Origin of the sequence: Kaistia terrae, from assembly GCF_026344005.1 — a bacterium.
In the GTDB taxonomy this organism is placed as follows: domain Bacteria; phylum Pseudomonadota; class Alphaproteobacteria; order Rhizobiales; family Kaistiaceae; genus Kaistia; species Kaistia terrae.
This window is the reverse complement of sequence record NZ_JAPKNH010000014.1, coordinates 1-17,372: the sequence shown is the minus strand read 5'-3', so window position 1 is coordinate 17,372 and position 17,372 is coordinate 1. Positions and strand designations below refer to the sequence as shown.

Below are 17,372 nucleotides of genomic sequence, written 5' to 3'. Positions count from 1 at the left end.
ACCGCCGAGTTTCCGAGGACGATCATGCCGAAATGGAACGACAGGATAACGCTTGTCGCGCTCAGCTCGATCGTCATCGCGCTGGTCGTGATGGCGCTGAAATACGCCGCCTATCTGCAGACGGGCAGCGTCGCGCTTTATTCGGATGCGCTTGAGAGCATCGTCAATCTCGTTACAGCCTGTGCCGCTTTCTGGGCGATCCGCCTCAGCCACAAGCCGGCCGATAGCGACCACCAGTTCGGGCATCACAAGGCGGAGTATTTCTCGGCCGTGCTCGAGGGCGTGCTGATCGTCGTCGCGGCCCTGCTGATCCTGCGCGAGGCCTGGAACAGCCTCGAGACGCCGCATGCGCTGGAGAACACCGGCGTCGGCCTCTCCATCAACCTGTTCGCGACCGCCATCAACGGCGCGTGGGCGATGTATCTGTTCCGCTTCGGCCGTCGTCGCCGTTCGCCCGCCTTCATCGCCGAAGCCTGGCATCTGACCAGCGATGTCATCAGCTCGGTCGGCGTGTTCTTCGGCCTCGTGCTGGTGGCGATGACCGGCTGGGTCGTGCTCGACCCGCTGCTCGCCGTCATCGTCGCCGTCAACATCCTGTGGTCCGGCTGGCGCGTCATCCGCGATTCGGTCGGCGGTTTGATGGACCATGCTGTGGCGAGCGATGTCGAGGCCGAGATCCGCTCGGTCATATCCCAAGAGGCGACGGGCGCCATCGAGGTGCATGACCTGCGCACCCGCAACGCCGGCCGCGTCATCTTCATCGAATTCCATCTCGTGGTGCCGGGATCGATGACAGTCGCTGTCGGCCATATCATCTGCGACCGCATCGAAGCAGCCTTGCACAAGGCGGTCGAGGGATCGGAAGTTCTGATCCATGTCGAGCCCGAAGCCGAAGCGCAGCATCACGGGGTCATTGTGCTCTAGCGCACGGTTCACTAGCGTAAGGGTGAGCGGTATCCGGACAGCGGACAGGCCAAGAGCTTGATTTTCTGCCCCAAACTCATGATATCGGGCCTAACCTTTGGTTCTGATGAAAAGAGAGTTTGCCATGTCCGACGATACACAGCCCGTTCCCGCCACCGAAGCGACCGCTGAAGCGGCTGCGGCGGCCGTGGACGGCGACGTGGCCACGGCCCGTATTGCAGCGCTTGAATCCGAAAATGCCGAGCTGAAGGATCGTGTCCTGCGCACGATCGCCGAGATGGAAAATCTGCGCCGCCGCACCGAGCGCGAAGTGACCGACGCGCGCCAGTATGCCATCGCCGCCTTCGCGCGTGACATGCTGACGGCGGGCGACAATCTGGCTCGCGCGATCGAGGCGATCCCGGAAGACGAGCGCAACTCCAATGCCGCGCTGACCGCGCTGATCGACGGCGTCGAGATGACCGAGCGCGATCTGGTCAACTCGCTGGAGAAGCATGGCGTCCGCAAGCTTGATCCGCTGGGCCAGAAGTTCGATCCGCATATGCACCAGGCCGTCTTCGAGGTGCCGACGTCTGAACAGCCGGCCGGTACCGTCATGCAGGTCATGCAGTCGGGCTATGTGATTGGTGACCGTGTCCTGCGCCCCGCCATGGTGAGCGTCGCCAAGGGCGCGCCGAAGCCCAAGGGACCGAAGTCCGAAGCGGACGATACGATCCTGCGTTCGGTATAGGGGCCAAGAGGCTGTGGATGCTGCCCTGCTCTACAGCCTCAACCTCATCGGCGTTATTGTTTTTGCGCTGACCGGAGCGCTCGCCGCTTCGCGAAAACAGCTCGACCTGGTCGGCTTCGCGTTCATGGCGGCGATCACCGGTGTCGGCGGCGGGACACTTCGGGATGTCATCCTCGGCGCCACGCCGGTGTTCTGGATCACGGAGCCCGCGCCGGTCGTGCTCTGCATCCTGACCGCAGTCGTCGTCTATTTCCTCGCCCCCTTTGTGGAGTACCGCTACCGGCTCCTGCTCTGGGCCGATGCGATCGGCATTTCCGGCTATTGCGTCATGGGAGCCTCGCGGGCACTCGACGCCGGCGCCAGCCCTGTTGGCGCGGTGGTGATGGGGGTTGTCACGGCAACCTTCGGCGGCGTTATCCGCGACATGATCGCCGGCGAACCGTCGGTGATCCTGCGGCGGGAAATTTATGTGACGGCAACGGTGATCGGCGCGGGGCTGTTCGTGCTCGCCACGCTGCTTGGAACGGGCTTTTGGCCGGCCGCCCTGCTCGGCACGATGTCGGCCTTCGTCGTGCGCGCCGGCGCGCTCTGGTTCGGCTGGACGCTGCCGACCTACCGCTCGCGTCCCGGCCGCGCCTTCCCGCCGCGCTAAGGCGGTCTCAGGGCGTTTTCAGGAACGCGTCAGCCTGTTCCGTATGGAGTGGAGAAACGCAGCAGGTGGGCCCTAGGCGGCGTACCGCGTCGCGTCGACGCCGTAGTGGTTCACATAGCGCTCGTTGATCGCCGAGACCGGCAGGACGATCAGCACGTCCGTCGTGCCGAACTGCCGATCGATGACCGCCCCGTCGCCGATATAGGCGCCGAGTCGCAGATAGCCCTTGATCAGCGGCGGCAGTGTCTTCAGCGCCGCCTTCATGTCGATCGCGCCTTCCGGCAGCCGGTCCATCGGCACGCGGCGATGCGGCAGCGCGCTCACCGACCATTCGGCGGGCGCGCGGGCATTGTGGTGCAGGAAAGAAAGGGGCAGTTCCAGGGCGTCGGGATTGGTGCCTTCGAGCGAGGCGCAGCCGACCATCACATCGATGCCGTGGCTGCGGACATAGCTCCAGATACCGTGCCAGAGCAGTTCGACCGTGCGCTTAGTGCGATAGGGCTTCAGCACGCAGGAACGACCGAGCTCCAGGAAATTCAGGGCGTTGTGGCGCTCCAGCAGCGGGGCGATGTCGAATTCGCTCGCCGTGTAGAAGCCGGTGTGTCGGCTTGCCACTTCCTGGCGGAGAAGGCGATAGGTGCCGACAATCGCCGCTTCGCCGGCCGCGGTCCGGGTATCGTGGTCGATGACGAGGAGATGGTCGCAGATCTTGTCGAAGCCATCGCGATCGCGGCGCGAAAGCTGCGCCTGCATGTCGGGAATGGCCGACATTTCCTCGTAGAAAACCTTGTAGCGCAGCTTCTGCGCCTTCTTCACCTCGCGCGGCGAGACCGCAAGGCGCACTTCCAGCGCCCCGATTCTTCCGAGCGATTCAGGCAGTGCGACGGCGGGGCGAAGAGCTTTCGGCATCGACAGCCTTATACCGCCGAATACGCGCTGCGATAGTGCCGGTAAAGCCACGATCGCCGCCGATACGCGCTGAACCGGTTGTGACGACGCAATCCCGCGCTTCACCATCACTCGTTCTCCTGCCTGCCCAAGCCGTCTGATCCCGCGATACCGAGACGACGAACAAGACTGTCACATCTCTCCGACAGTTCGGTGACAAAGCTTTCTTCGCCCCCTGTCCCCGACCCCTTCCGCGGCTCGATCTCCTGGGTGGCCGGAACGGCAGCAGATGTTGCTCGCCATGGTGAGACCCCCGGTCGCGCGACCGACACGGCGTCGCATCGCGGGCAAACACCGGCCCAGGGCTCGGAACGGGCCCCGCTGGACAGAGGCCAAACGTCGTCGAGCTGCTTGTTGCCGGATATATGGCGATCCGCCGGCAAACCCGTTGCGCGGCTTCCCTTCGCTCCCGTTTGCGAGTTGCTCAGCCGGCGTTATTGTCGTCCATAGAGTGGCGGCCCCTTAGGCAGCAGCGAGCAGACGGTCGCCGGCGACGCGGTAGCTGAGCGCTTCGGCGAGATGCGAGCGGCCGACGGTCTCGGCGCCATCCAGGTCGGCGATGGTGCGCGCGACCTTCAGCACGCGATGATAGCCTCGCGCGGACAATTTGAGCGCCGTGGCGGCGTCGCTGAGCAGTCGTGCCGCGGCCTTGTCCGGCGTGGCGATTGTCTCGATCAAGGCGCTGGAACATTGGGCGTTGGTCCGGATGTCATCGACGCCCAAGGCTTCAAATCGCTCGGTCTGCAGCGCGCGTGCCAAGGCGACCCGTTCCGCCACGATGGCGCTGCTCTCCGATGGCGCCGCGCCGATCAGGTCGCTGGCGACAACGGCCGGTACCTCGATGCGGATGTCGATCCGGTCGAGGAACGGGCCGGAAAGACGGGCCTGATAGTCCGCCGCACAGCGCGGGCCGCGCTTGCAGCTCATGCCGGGCTCGCCTGCCATGCCGCATCGGCACGGGTTCATGGCGGCGATCAGCTGGAAACGCGAGGGATAGCGGATGCGGTGGTTGGCGCGGGCAATCAGCACTTCGCCGGATTCGAGCGGCTGGCGCAGCGAATCGAGCACCTGGGGTGTGAATTCCGGCAACTCGTCGAGAAACAGGATGCCGTGATGGGCAAGCGAGGCTTCGCCCGGGCGCGCGCGCAGACCGCCACCGACCATGGCCGCCATCGAGGCCGAATGATGCGGTGCGCGAAACGGTCGTCGATCCGTCAGCTTGCCGCCGACCAGTTCGCCGCCGATCGAGGCGATCATCGAGACTTCGAGCAACTCTTTGGGCGAGAGCGGCGGCAGGATTGAGGGCAGGCGGCTTGCCAGCATCGATTTTCCAGCACCTGGCGGTCCGGCCATCAGCAGGTTGTGCCCACCGGCGGCCGCAATTTCCAACGCACGGCGGGCGCTTTCCTGGCCCCGGACATCCGCGAGGTCGGGGAGGGCGGCGCCGTCGCGCTTCAGCGCCGGCTCGGGCCGGGTCAGCAGCTGCGTGCCCTTGAAGTGGTTGGCGATGGCGATCAGGCTTCGGGGCGCGAGAATCTCCATGTCGCCACCGGCCCAGGCTGCTTCCGGCCCGCAGGCGGCTGGGCAGATCAGGCCGCGCCCTATGGCGTTGGCGCCGATCGCCGCCGGCAGCACCCCGGCGACATTGGCGATGGTGCCATCGAGCGACAGTTCGCCGAGCACGACGAAACCAGCAAGCAATTCGCCCGGAATGGCTCCGAGCCCGGCCATCAGGCCGAGAGCGATCGGCAGGTCGTAGTGGCTGCCTTCCTTCGGCAGGTCGGCCGGCGCCAGATTGATGATGATCCGCTTCGGCGGCAAAGCGAGGCCGGAGGCGTGCAGGGCGGCGCGCACGCGCTCTCGGCTTTCGGCCACAGCCTTGTCCGGCAGGCCGACGATGACGATGCCGGGAAAGCCCGGCGCAATCTGCACCTGGACGTCGACCGGAACCGCTTCAATGCCCTGAAAGGCCACCGTCGTGACATGCGCGACCATGTCCGCTCCCCCGTTGAAGATATGACGTTACGTCAATCCGGGCGGGAGCACAAGAACAGGTCGTGAACATCCGGGTCGGAGCGCGGATGTTGTTAGCGGTTTGTTAACTCAGCGCTTCGCTTCGACCGCATTCCAGATCAGCGAGGCGATGTCGGCGCCGCCAAAACGCTTCACTTCGCGGATGCCGGTCGGCGAGGTGACGTTGATCTCGGTCAGGTAGTCGCCGATCACGTCGATGCCGACGAAGATGAAGCCGCGCTTTTTCAGATCCGGCCCGATCGCTTCGCAGATCTCGCGATCGCGGCGGGTCAGTTCGATCGGCTCGGGACGGCCGCCGACATGCATGTTGGAGCGCGACTCGCCATCCGCAGGCACCCGGTTGATCGCGCCGACCGCGACGCCATCGACCAGGATGATGCGCTTGTCGCCGGCGCGGACCGCCGGCAGATAACGCTGCACGACATAGGGTTCGCCGCGATAGGCGGCCGAGAAGATCTCGAGCAGCGAGGCGAGGTTCTGGTCGCCTTCCGAAAGGCGGAAGACACCGGCGCCACCATTGCCGAACAGCGGCTTGATGATGATGTCGCCATGCTCCTGGCGGAAGCGGCGGATTTCCTCGGCATCTCGGGAGATCAGCGTCGGCGGCATCAGCTTCGGATAGTCGGTGACGAAGATCTTTTCCGGCGCGTTGCGCACTTCGGCCGGGTCATTGACCACCAGCGTCTTCGGATGAATGCGCTCAAGCAGGTGCGTCGTCGTGATGTAGCCCATGTCGAAGGGCGGATCCTGGCGCAGGAACACCACGTCCATCGTCGAGAGGTCGGTACGTTCCGCCTCGCCGAGCGAGTAATGGTCGCCGGGCACGTCGCGGACAGTGACGGCTTCGATCGCCGCTTCGACCCGGCCGTCGTTCAGTGACAGCCGGTCGGGCGTGTAGTGATACAGCTTGTGGCCGCGTCGCTGGCCTTCCAGCATCAGGGCGAAGGTGGAATCGCCCCGGATATTGATCTTGGCGATATGGTCCATCTGGACGGCGACGGAAAGCGACATGAAGGCCCCCAATGCGGAATAGGCCTCTTATGTCGTGTGGCAGGGGCGAATGGCAATGCCGCTGTCAACGATCCCGAGCGAAAGCGTCGACGATGTGATGAGGAAGTCGCCTCGGGCGGATGGCGACGATGTCGAAGCGAAGCCTCATGCCGGCCGCCTGCGGGTGGCGGCTGACAAAGCTTTCCGCCGCCCGCAATAGGCGTCCGCGTGCCGTCGGTGTGATCGCCATTATGGCGGCGTCGATGGTGCGGCGGGCTTTTACCTCGACAAAGACGAGGGTGCTGCCGCGCCGCATGACGAGGTCGATCTCGCCGAGCGGGCTGCGAAAGCGGCGCGCGACGGTTCGATAGCCCTTCAGATTCAGGAAAAGCGCGGCGACCGTTTCGGCGAAACGGCCGTGGCGTTCGGAGGTGCGGCGGTCAGGCCGCGCCATCTTCGTCGACGATCTCGTCGGAAGCGTCTTCGTCATCCGCGTCTTCGGCGGCCTCGGCCTTCAGCTCCAGCGCGCGCTGGTAGAGGTCGCGCTTGGGCATGCCGGTGGCGGTTGCAGCCAATGCCGCCGCCTCTTTCAGCGGATGGCTCTCCAACAGTCGCGCCAACAGCGTATCGACTTCGTCGGCGTCCGGCTCGCTGGTGACCGGCGGGCCGATCAGGATGACAACCTCGCCCTTCGGCGAAGGCTCGTTGGCAAACGCTTCCGCGAGCGAGCCGAGCGTGCCTCGACGCACGGTCTCAAAAGTCTTGGTCAGTTCGCGCGCCATGACGGCGGGACGGTCGGGGCCGAGGGTTTCGGCCATGTCGGCCAGTGAATCCGCCGTCCGATGCGGCGATTCATAGAAAATCAGCGTCGCCGGCACGTCGCCGAGCGCCGCCAGTCGCTTCTTGCGGCCAACGGTGCGGTTGGGCAGGAAGCCGGCGAACAGGAAGGTGTCGGTCGGCAGCGCCGCCGTGACGAGGGCTGCCAGCAAGGCCGAGGCGCCGGGGATTGGAATGACGCGATGGCCTGCGCCGAGAACGTCGCCGACCAGACGGAAGCCGGGATCGGATACCAGCGGCGTGCCGGCGTCGCTGACGAGCGCGATCACCTTACCGGCGGCGAGCGCCGCCAGCAGTTTTGGCCGCTGCCGGTCGGCATTGTGTTCATGATAGGCGAAAAGCTCGGTCTCTATGCCGAAGTGCCGTGTCAAGACGCGGGTGACGCGGGTATCCTCGCAGGCGATCACGTCGGCAGCCGCCAGCGTCGCCAGCGCCCGGATGGTGATATCGCGCAGATTGCCGATCGGCGTCGAGACGATGTAGAGCCCGCCCTCGATAGTCGGGGCGCGCAGGCGCTGGCCGTCGATCAGATAGCTCGCGGCGCTGTCGCTGGCGACACCCTCCGGAATGCCCGGTCGCGACGAGACGCTCATGACGCGCCTGCGCCGACGTTGTGGAGATGTGACACCCGACTTGAATTCACCGAAACCGCCGCTCTTTGCCGCTGAACAACCAGTGGCTTTCCACTACAGTTACATCCTGCGGCTGAACAGGAGAAGGCGTGTGGGTTGGTTTCGTTCCGAACGGCTGGATGGCCGCAGGGCAGGGGTGTTCACTGCCTGCGTCGCGGCGCTCGGTCTGCTCACGGCCTGTTCCTCGACCGTTGGTGGCTCTGGCGCCGGGGCCGGCCTGGCTCCAGCGGCGAACGGCAACCTGCCCGTCAGCGGTGAAACGCTGGGCACCGGCACTGTTCGCGTCGCCCTGCTGGTGCCGTCCTCGGCCACCGGCAATGCCGGGGCAATCGCCGCCAATCTGAAGAATGCCGCCGATCTGGCGCTGCGCGAGTTCCAGGGCGGCGCCAATCTGCAGATTATCGTCAAGGATGATCGTGGCACGCCGGAAGGCGCGCGCCAGGCCGCCACCGAGGCGATTTCGCAGGGCGCCGAGTTGATCATGGGTCCGCTCTTTTCCCAATCCGTTGCCGCGGCGGCCTCGGTCGCGAGACCGGCCGGCGTGCCGATCGTGGCCTTCTCGACCGATACCAGCATCGCCGCTCGCAATGTCTATCTGTTGAGCTTCCTGCCGCAGTCGGACGCGGACCGCATCATCAGCTATGCCGCGTCGCAGGGGAAACGCTCGATCGCGGCGCTGCTGCCGGACAATGGCTATGGCACGGTGATGGAGGCGGCCGTCCAGCGCGCTGCGACCGCCAATGGAGCGCGCATCGTCACCATCGAGCGCTATGGCCTCGACCGGGTCGCCATGCAGCAGAAGGCGGAGGCGATCGCGGCGGTGATCCAGAGCGGGCAGGTCGACGCCGTGTTCATGCCTGACGCCGGCGATGCCGCGCCGTTCCTGGCGCAGATCTTTTCCGCCCGCGGCATAAGGCCGGGCCAGGTCAAGTTCCTCGGTTCTGGCCAGTGGGACGATCCGCGCATCGCCGCCGAACCGACGCTGCGCGGCGGCTGGTATCCGGCGCCCGATCGTGCCGGCTATGCCGCCTTCGCCGTCCGCTATCAGGGCGTCTTCGGCGCGCCGCCGTTGCGCACCGCCTCGCTCGGCTATGATGCGACAAGCCTCGCAGCCGGGCTTGCCGCGCGCTATGGCGACAAGCGCTTCAACGCCGACACCTTGGCCAATCCGAACGGCTTCATCGGCGTCGACGGCGCCTTCCGCTTCCTCCCCGATGGCACCAATCAGCGTCAGCTCGCGGTCTATGAGCTCGGCGGCGGCACCCCGGTCATGATCGACCGCGCCCCGCAGACATTTGCCCGCACCGGGACGTAGGCGGCGACTTCGCACCGTCTTCTCTGGACCTTCCAGCGGATCGTTTTGCTCGACCATCATCCTGAGGCGCTTCGCGTCAGCGAAGCCTCGAAGGAGGGTTCGGCGGGCGCTCTGCTTTTTCAGGGGCGGTCGGTCTCGCAGACCTGCGGGCGTTCTCTGGACCCTCCTTCGAGGCCCGGCTTCGCCGGGCGCCTCAGGATGATGGTCGAGTGTGGGTCCGTAGTAGCTGTTTTCCTGGTCCTCATGCCGGTCGGTAAAGGCCGGCAAGACCCTCACCCAACCCTCTCCCGCGAGCGGGCGAGGGCTTTGGGCCGGCGGTCTTCACACCGTCGCCGCTCAGGCGCCATCCGAGCGAACGGGCGCAGGCAGACTCCCTCTACCGCTTGCGGGAGAGGGCTGGGGTGAGGGGCTACTCTTCAGGAGCGGAGAGAAAGAAAGCTCAGGCCGCCAGGTCGGCGACCACGGCGTCGAGCACGAACGAACCGGAGCGCGTCGCGCGGATGCGGTTTTCGTCGATCTGCTCGACCATGCCGTGCTCGATCAGATCGGCCATGCGACGCGGATCGAGCGTACGGCCGGCGATCGCCTTGTAGCGACGAAGGTCGATGCCTTCGGTGAGCCTGAGACCCATTAGCAGCATCTCGTCGCCGGATTCCTCCGGCGTCAGGATGTCATCGGTCTCGATGCCGTCGCCCCAGGACTCGACGCGTCCGAGCCAGGTTTCCGGCAGGAGCGTCGTTGCGGTCGCGTGGCGCTTGCCGTCGATGATCAGGCGGCCATGGGCGCCGGGACCGATGCCGGCATATTCGCCATAGCGCCAATAGACGAGATTGTGCCGGCACTCGCCGCCGGGAACCGCGTGGTTGGAGATCTCGTAGGCCGGCCGGCCGTGCTTGTCGCAGACTTCCTGTGTGATCTCGAAGAGGGTGGCTGCCGTATCCTCGTCCGGGATCACCAGCTTGCCGGCCGCGTAGAGCTTCTCGAACATCGTGCCCGGCTCGATGGTGAGCTGGTAGAGCGACATATGATCGGAGGCGCGTTCCAGCGCCTGCATCAGCTCGGCCCGCCACATATCCGGTGTCTGGCCCGGACGAGCGTAGATCAGGTCGAAGGACAGGCGTGGAAACGTGGCGCGGGCGATGTCGATGGCGCGCATGGCCTCCTCGACATTGTGCACCCGGCCGAGCGCCTTCAGATCCCCATCGTTCAGCGCCTGCACGCCGAGCGAGACGCGATTGACGCCGGCGGCGCGATAGCCGCGAAACCGTTCCGCCTCGACGCTGGAGGGGTTGGCCTCCATCGAGATTTCAGCGTCCGGAGCGACGTTCCACGCCGCGCCGATCGCGTCGAGGATGATTCCGACGGTCTTCGGATCCATCAGCGACGGCGTGCCGCCGCCGAGGAAGATCGAGTCGACGGTCTTGCCGGGCGACTTGGCCGCCATCGTCTTGATCTCGGTGACGAACGCCTTGGCGAACCGCTCCTGATCGACCCCCTGGTGGCGGACATGCGAGTTGAAGTCGCAATAGGGGCACTTGGCCGCGCAGAAAGGCCAGTGCACATAAACGCCAAATCCGGGTTCGATCGGTGCGGTCATCGGGTTCAGGCCCCGAGTTCGTTTTGGGCGAACAGCGCGAAAGCGCGTGCCCGGTGCGACAGCGCATCGGTCCGTCCGGCCGACCAGCCGTGCTTTTCTTCCGCGACCATCTCGCCAAAGGTCAGCGCATGGCCCTCGGGCAGGAAGGCTGGATCATAGCCGAAGCCGAGCTCGCCGCGCGGCGGCCAGACCAGCGTGCCGTCGATCTCGCCGCGATAATTGCGCGTCGTGCCATCCGGGAAGGCGAGGCAGAGCACGGCGACGAAACGGCCGGTGCGCTTGTCCGGCGAGGTGGCGCCGGCTTGCTGCAGCTTCTCTTCGACGTTGCGCATGGCGCGGGCGAAATCGCCATCGGGGGCTGCCCAATCGGCGGAATAGACGCCGGGATCGCCGCCGATCGCATCGACGCAGAGTCCGGAATCGTCCGAGAGCGCCGGGAAGCCCGACGCCTTGGCGGCGGCATGCGCCTTGATCGCGGCGTTTTCCTCGAAGGTGGTGCCGGTTTCGTCGGGAACCGGCAGGCCGAGTTCGCCTGCCGAGATCACCTTGAGCCCGAACGGCGCCAGCAGCCCGGCGAATTCGCGCAGCTTGCCGCCATTGTGCGAGGCGAGCACGAGCGTGTCGCCGGAAGACAGGCGGTTGTTCGGAGCGTTCATCAGGAAATGGCCAGCTTCTGCAGCTCGACCAGATCGACGATGCCGTTCTTGGCAAGCGTCAGCATCGCGGTCAGCTCGGCTTCATTGAAGGGCTTGCCCTCGGCCGTGCCCTGGATTTCGACAATGCCGCCGGAGCCGGTCATGACGAAATTCGCATCCGTCTCGGCCTCGGAATCCTCGGCGTAGTCGAGATCGAGTACGGGCGTGCCGCGATACATGCCGACCGAAACGGCAGCGACGTGATCGCGGATGACCTTCGGGCCGACCATGTCGCGCGACTTCATCCAGGCGACGCAGTCATGCAGCGCCACCCAGGCGCCGGTGACCGAGGCCGTACGGGTGCCGCCATCGGCCTGCAGCACGTCGCAGTCGATGGTGATCTGCTTCTCGCCGAGATGGACGAGATCGACGACGGCGCGCAGCGAGCGACCGATCAGGCGCTGGATTTCCTGCGTCCGGCCGGACTGCTTGCCGGTCGCGGCCTCGCGGCGCATCCGGTCGCCGGTCGAGCGCGGCAGCATGCCGTATTCGGCCGTGACCCAACCCTTGCCCGAGCCACGCAGCCAGGATGGCGGCTTGTCTTCGAGGCTGGCGGTGCAAAGCACATGCGTATCGCCGAACTTGACCAGGCACGAACCCTCTGCGTGCTTGGCAACACCGCGTTCGAGCGTTACCGCGCGCAGTACGTCCGGGGCGCGTTTTGAAGGTCGCATGGGATATTCCTGGCTGTTTCGTTGGCCCGCTTGTACAGGTCGGTGGCTCGAAACGTAAAGCCCTGCTTGAACCGGGCACGAAAATCGACACTTAATCAAATAGATCGAAGCATTCGAACAGAGGATCCAGCGTCTTGCCCGTGGACCGCATGGCCTCCGATACGGCGACTTCGGCGCTTTCCGCGCTCGATCAGCGCTCGCGCGAAATCTTTAAGCGCATCGTCGACAGCTATCTGGAGACGGGGGAGCCGCTCGGTTCGCGCAATCTTGCGCGCATCCTGCCGATGGCCCTGTCTCCCGCCTCCGTGCGAAATGTCATGGCGGATCTGGAAGGCCTCGGCCTGATCTACGCGCCCCATACCTCGGCCGGCCGACTGCCGACCCAAAGTGGCCTGCGGCTGTTCGTCGACGCCATGCTCGAAGTTGGCGACCTGACCTCCGACGAACGGCGCGACATTGAAAGCCAGGTTGCCGGCGGTGGCGCCGGGCGGACGGTTGATGGCGTGCTGAGCGAGGCCGGGCGCATGCTTTCGGGTCTTTCGCGCGGCGCCGGCGTGGTGCTCGCGTCGAAAAGCGACCAGCGGCTGAAACACATAGAATTCGTTCGTCTGGAGCCGACCAAGGCGCTGGTCGTGCTGGTCGGCGAAGATGGATCGGTCGAGAACCGTCTGATTGACCTCGATCCCGGCACGACGCCGTCGAGCCTGGTCGAGGCCTCGAACTACCTCAATACGCATCTGCGCGGTCGCAGCCTGCCGGAAGCACGCGCCGAACTGAACCAGCGGCAGGAACAGGTCCGCGCCGAACTGGATCAGTTGACGGCGCGCCTGGTCGATGCGGGGCTGGCGAGTTGGGTCGAGGCGACCGGACTGCGCCCCGATACGCTGATCGTGCGCGGCCAGGCCAATTTGCTCGAGGACGTTCGCGCCGCCGAGGATCTTGAGCGCATCCGCCTGCTGTTCGACGATATCGAGACGCAGCGCGAGCTGGTTCACCTGCTCGGCAGTGCAGAAGCGGGCGACGGGGTGCGGATTTTCATCGGTTCGGAGAACAAGCTGTTCTCGCTCTCCGGTTCGTCCCTGGTGGTGTCGCCCTATCGCGATTCCGAGAGCCGGGTGGTCGGCGTTCTCGGCGTCATTGGGCCGACGCGGCTCAATTATGCGCGTATCGTGCCGATGGTCGATTATACCGCCAAGCTGGTGGGCCGGCTGATCGGCTGAGCGCGACCGTCTGGCGACTGTACAGCGCGCCAGCGAGCCGATATGAGAACGCTTCAAATATAGAGTGGAGACGAGAACATGGCGACGGGTACCGACAAACTGGTCACGGTTTTCGGCGGCTCTGGCTTCATCGGCCGTCATGTGGTGCGCGCGCTCGCCAAGCGCGGCTGGCGCATCCGTGTCGCCGTGCGACGCCCGGATCTTGCCGGTCATCTGCAGCCGCTTGGCGCTGTCGGCCAGATCATGCCGGTCCAGGCGAATTTGCGCTATCGCTGGTCGGTCGATCGGGCGGTTCAGGGCGCGGACGCGGTCGTCAATCTCGTCGGCATCCTGAACGAGAGCGGCCGCCAGAATTTCTCCGTCCTGCATAATTTCGGCGCCCGCGCGGTGGCCGAGGCAACGCGCGCTGCCGGCATCCAGACGCTGGTGCATCAGTCGGCGCTCGGCGCGGATCCGAAGTCGGAATCGCTCTATGCCCGCACCAAGGCTCTGGGCGAGGACGCCGTTCTCGAGACCGTGCCCAATGCCGTCATCCTGCGTCCCTCGATCGTGTTCGGACCGGAAGACCAGTTCTTCAACCGCTTCGGCGACATGGCCCGCATTTCGCCCATTCTGCCGCTGATCGGCGGCGGCGCGACCAAGCTGCAGCCCGTCTTCGTCGCCGATGTGGCGGAAGCGATCGCTCGCGCCGTCGAGGGCCAATTGGCCGGCGGTACGATTTATGAGATCGGCGGCCCGGAAGTGAAGACATTCCGCCAGTGCATGGAACTGCTGCTGGCAGAGATCGAGCGTTCGCCGCTGCTGGTCTCGGTGCCGTGGACGATGGCGCATTATGGTGCGACGATTGCCCAGTGGCTGCCGAAGCCGCTCCTGACCGTCGATCAGGTTCGCCTGCTGAAGACCGACAATGTCGTTTCGGCCGCCGCCGAAGCGGAAGGTTGTACGCTGGCCGGTATCGGCATCCATCCGAGCAATATGCTCGCGGAACTGCCGTCCTATCTGCAGCGCTTCAAGCCGCACGGCCAGTTCGACCACAAGCGCACGGCGTAATCGGCGCCTGCCAATTCGGTTGTTGGATCCAATAAGAAAAGCCCTCGCCCGGTATCCCCGGCGAGGGCTTTTTCATTCCGTCATCAGTCGGACCGATGGCTCACCCGAAGGTGAGGACCGCCGCGAGGCCGATGGCTCCCACGATGATGCGCCAATAGGCGAAGGGTGCGAAACCGCGCTGGCTGACGAAATCGAGCAGTCGGCGAACGACGAAGACACCGGCGACGAAAGCCGCCACGAAGCCGACGGCGATGTTCCACAGGCTGGCGGCGGTCAGGATGTCGTGGTTCTTGTAGAGATCATAGGCGAAGGCGCCCGCCATGGTCGGCATGGCCAGGAAGAACGAGAACTCCGCCGCGGCGCGCTTGTCGCTGCCGAACATCATGGCGGCGACGACGGATGAGCCCGAGCGCGATACGCCGGGGATCATCGCCAGGCACTGTGCGAAGCCGATGCCCAGATACATGCCGAGCGGAAAATCCATCGCGTCGTGATAGCGCGGCTTCAGATCGAGCCTATCGACGATCAGCAGGATGAAGCCGCCGACGATCAGCATGATGCAGATCAGCATCGGGCTCTCGAACAGCACCTGCTTGATGAAGCTGTGTCCCGCGGCGCCGATGACGGCCGCCGGCAGGAAGGCGAGCAGCACGCCGAGCACGAAACGGCGCGTGCGCGGATCGCTGGGCAGATCGTGCACGATCTTGAGCAGCCGGCCGAAATAGACCGTCAGGATGGCCAGGATCGCACCAAGCTGGATCAACACCTCGAAGGCGCGGCCCGGACTGTCGAAGCCGAGGAAGTGCCCCGCCAGCAGCAGGTGGCCGGTCGAGGAGACCGGGATGAATTCGGTGAGGCCTTCGATCAGGCCGAGTACAAGCGCATCCAGCAAACCTGGGATATCCATGATCGTTCCTGCAAGCGGTGTTGAGAGTCAAAAGCCGCGAATCGGCTTGATACTCGCCACAATCGCGGCCTATATGCGGTCGCTGAAGCCGTTCTCGCAACTGCACTCACTGCCGCAGAATCGCTTCGCTCTGTCAGCTCTCGACCTGCGGATCAATGTCCTTTCTCCATCATCATCCCTTTTCCGCCGCTTCGCGTTATGCCCGACTTGTGCTGTCGGAGTACGATGAGGCCGTCGAATTCGTCGAAGAGAAGCCATGGGTCCGCAATGCGGCCCTTTTGGCGCTGAACCCGGCTGGAATCCTGCCGGTCTTCATCGATGACAACGAAGCGGTCGTGGCCGGCGGCTCCGTCATCACGGAGTATCTTGTCGAAACCAAGGGCGCCCGCATGGGCGAGGTCCGGCTCATGCCGGAACATGCGGCCGACCGCGCCGAAGTGCGCCGGCTCGTCGAATGGTTTTCCGGCAAACTGCATGGCGAAGTGACGAGCTATCTCGTTACGGAAAAGATCTACAAGCGGCAGATGAAGCAGGGTGAAGGCAATACCTCGCCCGATCCCGCCGCCATTCGTGCCGCGCGCGCGAATGTCCGCTATCATATCCAGTACATTGGATATCTGGCGGCGCGGCGGAACTGGCTGGCCGGGCGTGAACTGACGCTTGCCGACTTCGCGGCCGCCGCGGAGATCTCCTGCATCGACTATCTTGGCGAGGTGCCATGGGAGGCGGACGAGGCGGCGAAGGCGTGGTACGCGCGGGTGAAGTCGCGGCCGTCGTTCCGGCAGCTGCTGAACGACGTGGTGCGGGGCGTTCCCCCGGCGCCGCATTACATCGACCTGGACTTCTGACCCAAGCTCTCCTGACGCCAAAGCAGCTTCAGGCGGAGAAGGCGCGGCTGATCGCCGATGCGCTGGCCGAGGGCTTCAGCGTCGTCCGCATCACCGGTCCCGATGCCATTCCGCTGGCGCCAGAGCGGCTACACGCTTTCCTGAGGGACGGCCACCACGGCTCCATGGCCTGGATGGAGGAGACGGCCGCGCGCCGTGCGGATCCGACTGTGCTTTGGCCGGATGTCCGCACCGTCATCATGCTCGGCCTCAACTATGGCCCGGAAGACGATCCGCGCACGCTGCTGGAAGCGCGTGATCGCGGCAACATCTCCGTCTATGCGCGCAACCGCGACTATCACGACATCATCAAGGGCAAGCTGAAGCAGGTTGCCGGCCGCCTCGCTTCGCGCACCGGCGCCGAGGTCAAGGTCTTCGTCGATACGGCCCCGGTGATGGAAAAGCCGCTTGGCGAAGCGTCTGGGCTTGGCTGGCAGGGCAAGCACACCAATCTCGTCTCGCGCGAATTCGGCTCGTGGCTGTTTCTCGGCTCGATCTTCACGGCGCTCGAGCTCCCCGTCGATGCGCCGGAGCGCGATCATTGCGGCAAGTGCCGGGCCTGCCTCGACGCGTGCCCGACCAACGCTTTTCCATCGCCATACCGCATCGATGCGCGGCGCTGCATTTCCTATCTGACGATCGAGAATGCCGGGCCGATCCCGCGTGAATTCCGCGTCGCCATGGGCAACCGGATCTATGGCTGCGACGATTGCCTCGCGGCCTGTCCGTGGAACAAGTTTGCGAAAGCGGCCTCGGAGATGAAGCTGAAGGCGCGGCCCGAATATGAGGGGCCGAGGCTTTCGGAGCTTGTGGCGCTCGACGACGCGGCCTTCCGGGCCTTCTTTTCCGGCTCGCCGGTCAAGCGCATCGGCCGCGATCGCTTTGTGCGCAACGTCCTGATCGCGATCGGCAATTCCGGCGACGCGGCCCTGCTGGGCGCGGTGCGGACCCTGCTGGACGATCCGGCCCCGGTTGTCAGGGGCGCCGCCGTCTGGGCGTTTTCGCGCCTGGCCTCGGCCGAGTTCGAAGCGTCCCGTCCGGGCGCGATGGCCGCGGAGGCCGACGAGGCGGTGCGGGAGGAATGGCGGGGCGCGTAGTCCGCCAGTTGAAGGTGGCGGGATGGGGCAGGGACCTCATGGCCCCATAGTCAGCCTTCGCCCCCCTCGACCATCATCCTGAGGTGCTTCGCGCAGCGAAGCCTCGAAGGAGGGTCCAGCAGAACTCGCAAGCGCTGCCCGGGATCCTCTGCGTTGCGGCCTAGCCCGCTAGAGCAAGATCCA

General features: G+C 65.3%; 17 protein-coding genes. 8 read left to right on the top strand and 9 right to left on the bottom strand.

Annotated features, from left to right (window positions below):
- Window positions 1-24: 24 nt before the first annotated feature.
- From OSH12_RS24035 to OSH12_RS24025, 3 genes are all read left to right on the top strand, one after another.
- Window positions 25-924: a cation diffusion facilitator family transporter gene (locus tag OSH12_RS24035; RefSeq protein ID WP_266346179.1), complete on the top strand. Its 900-nt coding sequence runs from the start codon at window positions 25-27 to the stop codon at window positions 922-924.
- A 124-nt stretch (window positions 925-1,048) separates the two neighbouring features.
- Window positions 1,049-1,654 (top strand): nucleotide exchange factor GrpE, encoded by a 606-nt coding sequence (gene grpE, locus OSH12_RS24030; protein ID WP_266346178.1) that lies wholly within the window; start codon window positions 1,049-1,051, stop codon window positions 1,652-1,654.
- A gap of 13 nt (window positions 1,655-1,667) precedes the next feature.
- On the top strand, window positions 1,668-2,306 hold the full coding sequence (locus OSH12_RS24025) for a trimeric intracellular cation channel family protein (RefSeq protein WP_266346177.1): 639 nt from the start codon (window positions 1,668-1,670) through the stop codon (window positions 2,304-2,306).
- 72 nt (window positions 2,307-2,378) lie between these two features.
- Here the strand turns inward: OSH12_RS24025 and OSH12_RS24020 are convergent, their stop codons facing one another.
- The 5 genes from OSH12_RS24020 to rsmI all read right to left on the bottom strand — a co-directional run bounded on the left by OSH12_RS24020 (window position 2,379) and on the right by rsmI (window position 7,708).
- Window positions 2,379-3,323: a GNAT family N-acetyltransferase gene (locus tag OSH12_RS24020; protein WP_380224662.1), complete on the bottom strand. Its 945-nt coding sequence runs from the start codon at window positions 3,321-3,323 to the stop codon at window positions 2,379-2,381.
- 393 nt (window positions 3,324-3,716) lie between these two features.
- Window positions 3,717-5,249: a YifB family Mg chelatase-like AAA ATPase gene (locus OSH12_RS24015; RefSeq protein ID WP_266346175.1), complete on the bottom strand. Its 1,533-nt coding sequence runs from the start codon at window positions 5,247-5,249 to the stop codon at window positions 3,717-3,719.
- 108 nt (window positions 5,250-5,357) lie between these two features.
- Complete coding sequence (gene gshB / locus OSH12_RS24010) at window positions 5,358-6,299, bottom strand: glutathione synthase (protein ID WP_266346174.1); 942 nt, start codon at window positions 6,297-6,299, stop codon at window positions 5,358-5,360.
- A 64-nt stretch (window positions 6,300-6,363) separates the two neighbouring features.
- A complete protein-coding gene (locus tag OSH12_RS24005) occupies window positions 6,364-6,768 on the bottom strand; it encodes a YraN family protein (RefSeq protein ID WP_266346173.1) in 405 nt (134 codons plus the stop codon).
- Complete coding sequence (gene rsmI / locus OSH12_RS24000) at window positions 6,719-7,708, bottom strand: 16S rRNA (cytidine(1402)-2'-O)-methyltransferase (protein ID WP_266346172.1); 990 nt, start codon at window positions 7,706-7,708, stop codon at window positions 6,719-6,721. Before rsmI ends, OSH12_RS24005 begins: the two co-directional genes overlap by 50 nt.
- Before the next feature lie 130 nt (window positions 7,709-7,838).
- Between rsmI and OSH12_RS23995 the strand changes: the two genes are divergently transcribed.
- Window positions 7,839-9,062 (top strand): penicillin-binding protein activator, encoded by a 1,224-nt coding sequence (locus OSH12_RS23995; RefSeq protein WP_266346171.1) that lies wholly within the window; start codon window positions 7,839-7,841, stop codon window positions 9,060-9,062.
- Window positions 9,063-9,501: 439 nt separating this feature from the next.
- On the opposite strand, the gene hemW is transcribed toward OSH12_RS23995, so the two are convergent.
- Genes hemW through rph form a run of 3 tightly spaced genes read right to left on the bottom strand, consistent with a single transcriptional unit; the run spans window position 9,502 to window position 12,028 of the window.
- Complete coding sequence (hemW, locus tag OSH12_RS23990) at window positions 9,502-10,659, bottom strand: radical SAM family heme chaperone HemW (protein WP_266346170.1); 1,158 nt, start codon at window positions 10,657-10,659, stop codon at window positions 9,502-9,504.
- 5 nt (window positions 10,660-10,664) lie between these two features.
- The gene (locus tag OSH12_RS23985; RefSeq protein WP_266346169.1) at window positions 10,665-11,315 is read right to left on the bottom strand and encodes a non-canonical purine NTP pyrophosphatase; all 651 of its coding nucleotides are present in this window, start codon (window positions 11,313-11,315) and stop codon (window positions 10,665-10,667) included.
- Entirely contained in the window at window positions 11,315-12,028 is a 714-nt protein-coding gene (gene rph / locus OSH12_RS23980; protein WP_266346168.1) for a ribonuclease PH, read from the bottom strand. Before rph ends, OSH12_RS23985 begins: the two co-directional genes overlap by 1 nt.
- Window positions 12,029-12,177: 149 nt before the next feature.
- Between rph and hrcA the strand changes: the two genes are divergently transcribed.
- Window positions 12,178-13,248, top strand: a complete 1,071-nt coding sequence (gene hrcA / locus OSH12_RS23975; protein ID WP_266346250.1) for a heat-inducible transcriptional repressor HrcA — start codon at window positions 12,178-12,180, stop codon at window positions 13,246-13,248.
- Between the two features lie 78 nt (window positions 13,249-13,326).
- Window positions 13,327-14,298, top strand: coding sequence for a complex I NDUFA9 subunit family protein (locus OSH12_RS23970; RefSeq protein WP_266346167.1), 972 nt, complete (start codon window positions 13,327-13,329; stop codon window positions 14,296-14,298).
- A 100-nt stretch (window positions 14,299-14,398) separates the two neighbouring features.
- Here the strand turns inward: OSH12_RS23970 and OSH12_RS23965 are convergent, their stop codons facing one another.
- A complete protein-coding gene (locus OSH12_RS23965) occupies window positions 14,399-15,205 on the bottom strand; it encodes an undecaprenyl-diphosphate phosphatase (RefSeq protein WP_266346166.1) in 807 nt (268 codons plus the stop codon).
- A 155-nt stretch (window positions 15,206-15,360) separates the two neighbouring features.
- Here OSH12_RS23965 and OSH12_RS23960 point away from each other — a divergent pair, with 155 nt between their 5' ends.
- The gene (locus tag OSH12_RS23960) at window positions 15,361-16,053 is read left to right on the top strand and encodes a glutathione S-transferase family protein (protein ID WP_266346165.1); all 693 of its coding nucleotides are present in this window, start codon (window positions 15,361-15,363) and stop codon (window positions 16,051-16,053) included.
- The gene (gene queG, locus OSH12_RS23955; protein WP_266346164.1) at window positions 15,951-17,189 is read left to right on the top strand and encodes a tRNA epoxyqueuosine(34) reductase QueG; all 1,239 of its coding nucleotides are present in this window, start codon (window positions 15,951-15,953) and stop codon (window positions 17,187-17,189) included. The genes OSH12_RS23960 and queG overlap by 103 nt, the downstream gene beginning before the upstream one ends.
- The last annotated feature ends 183 nt before the right edge of the window (window positions 17,190-17,372 follow it).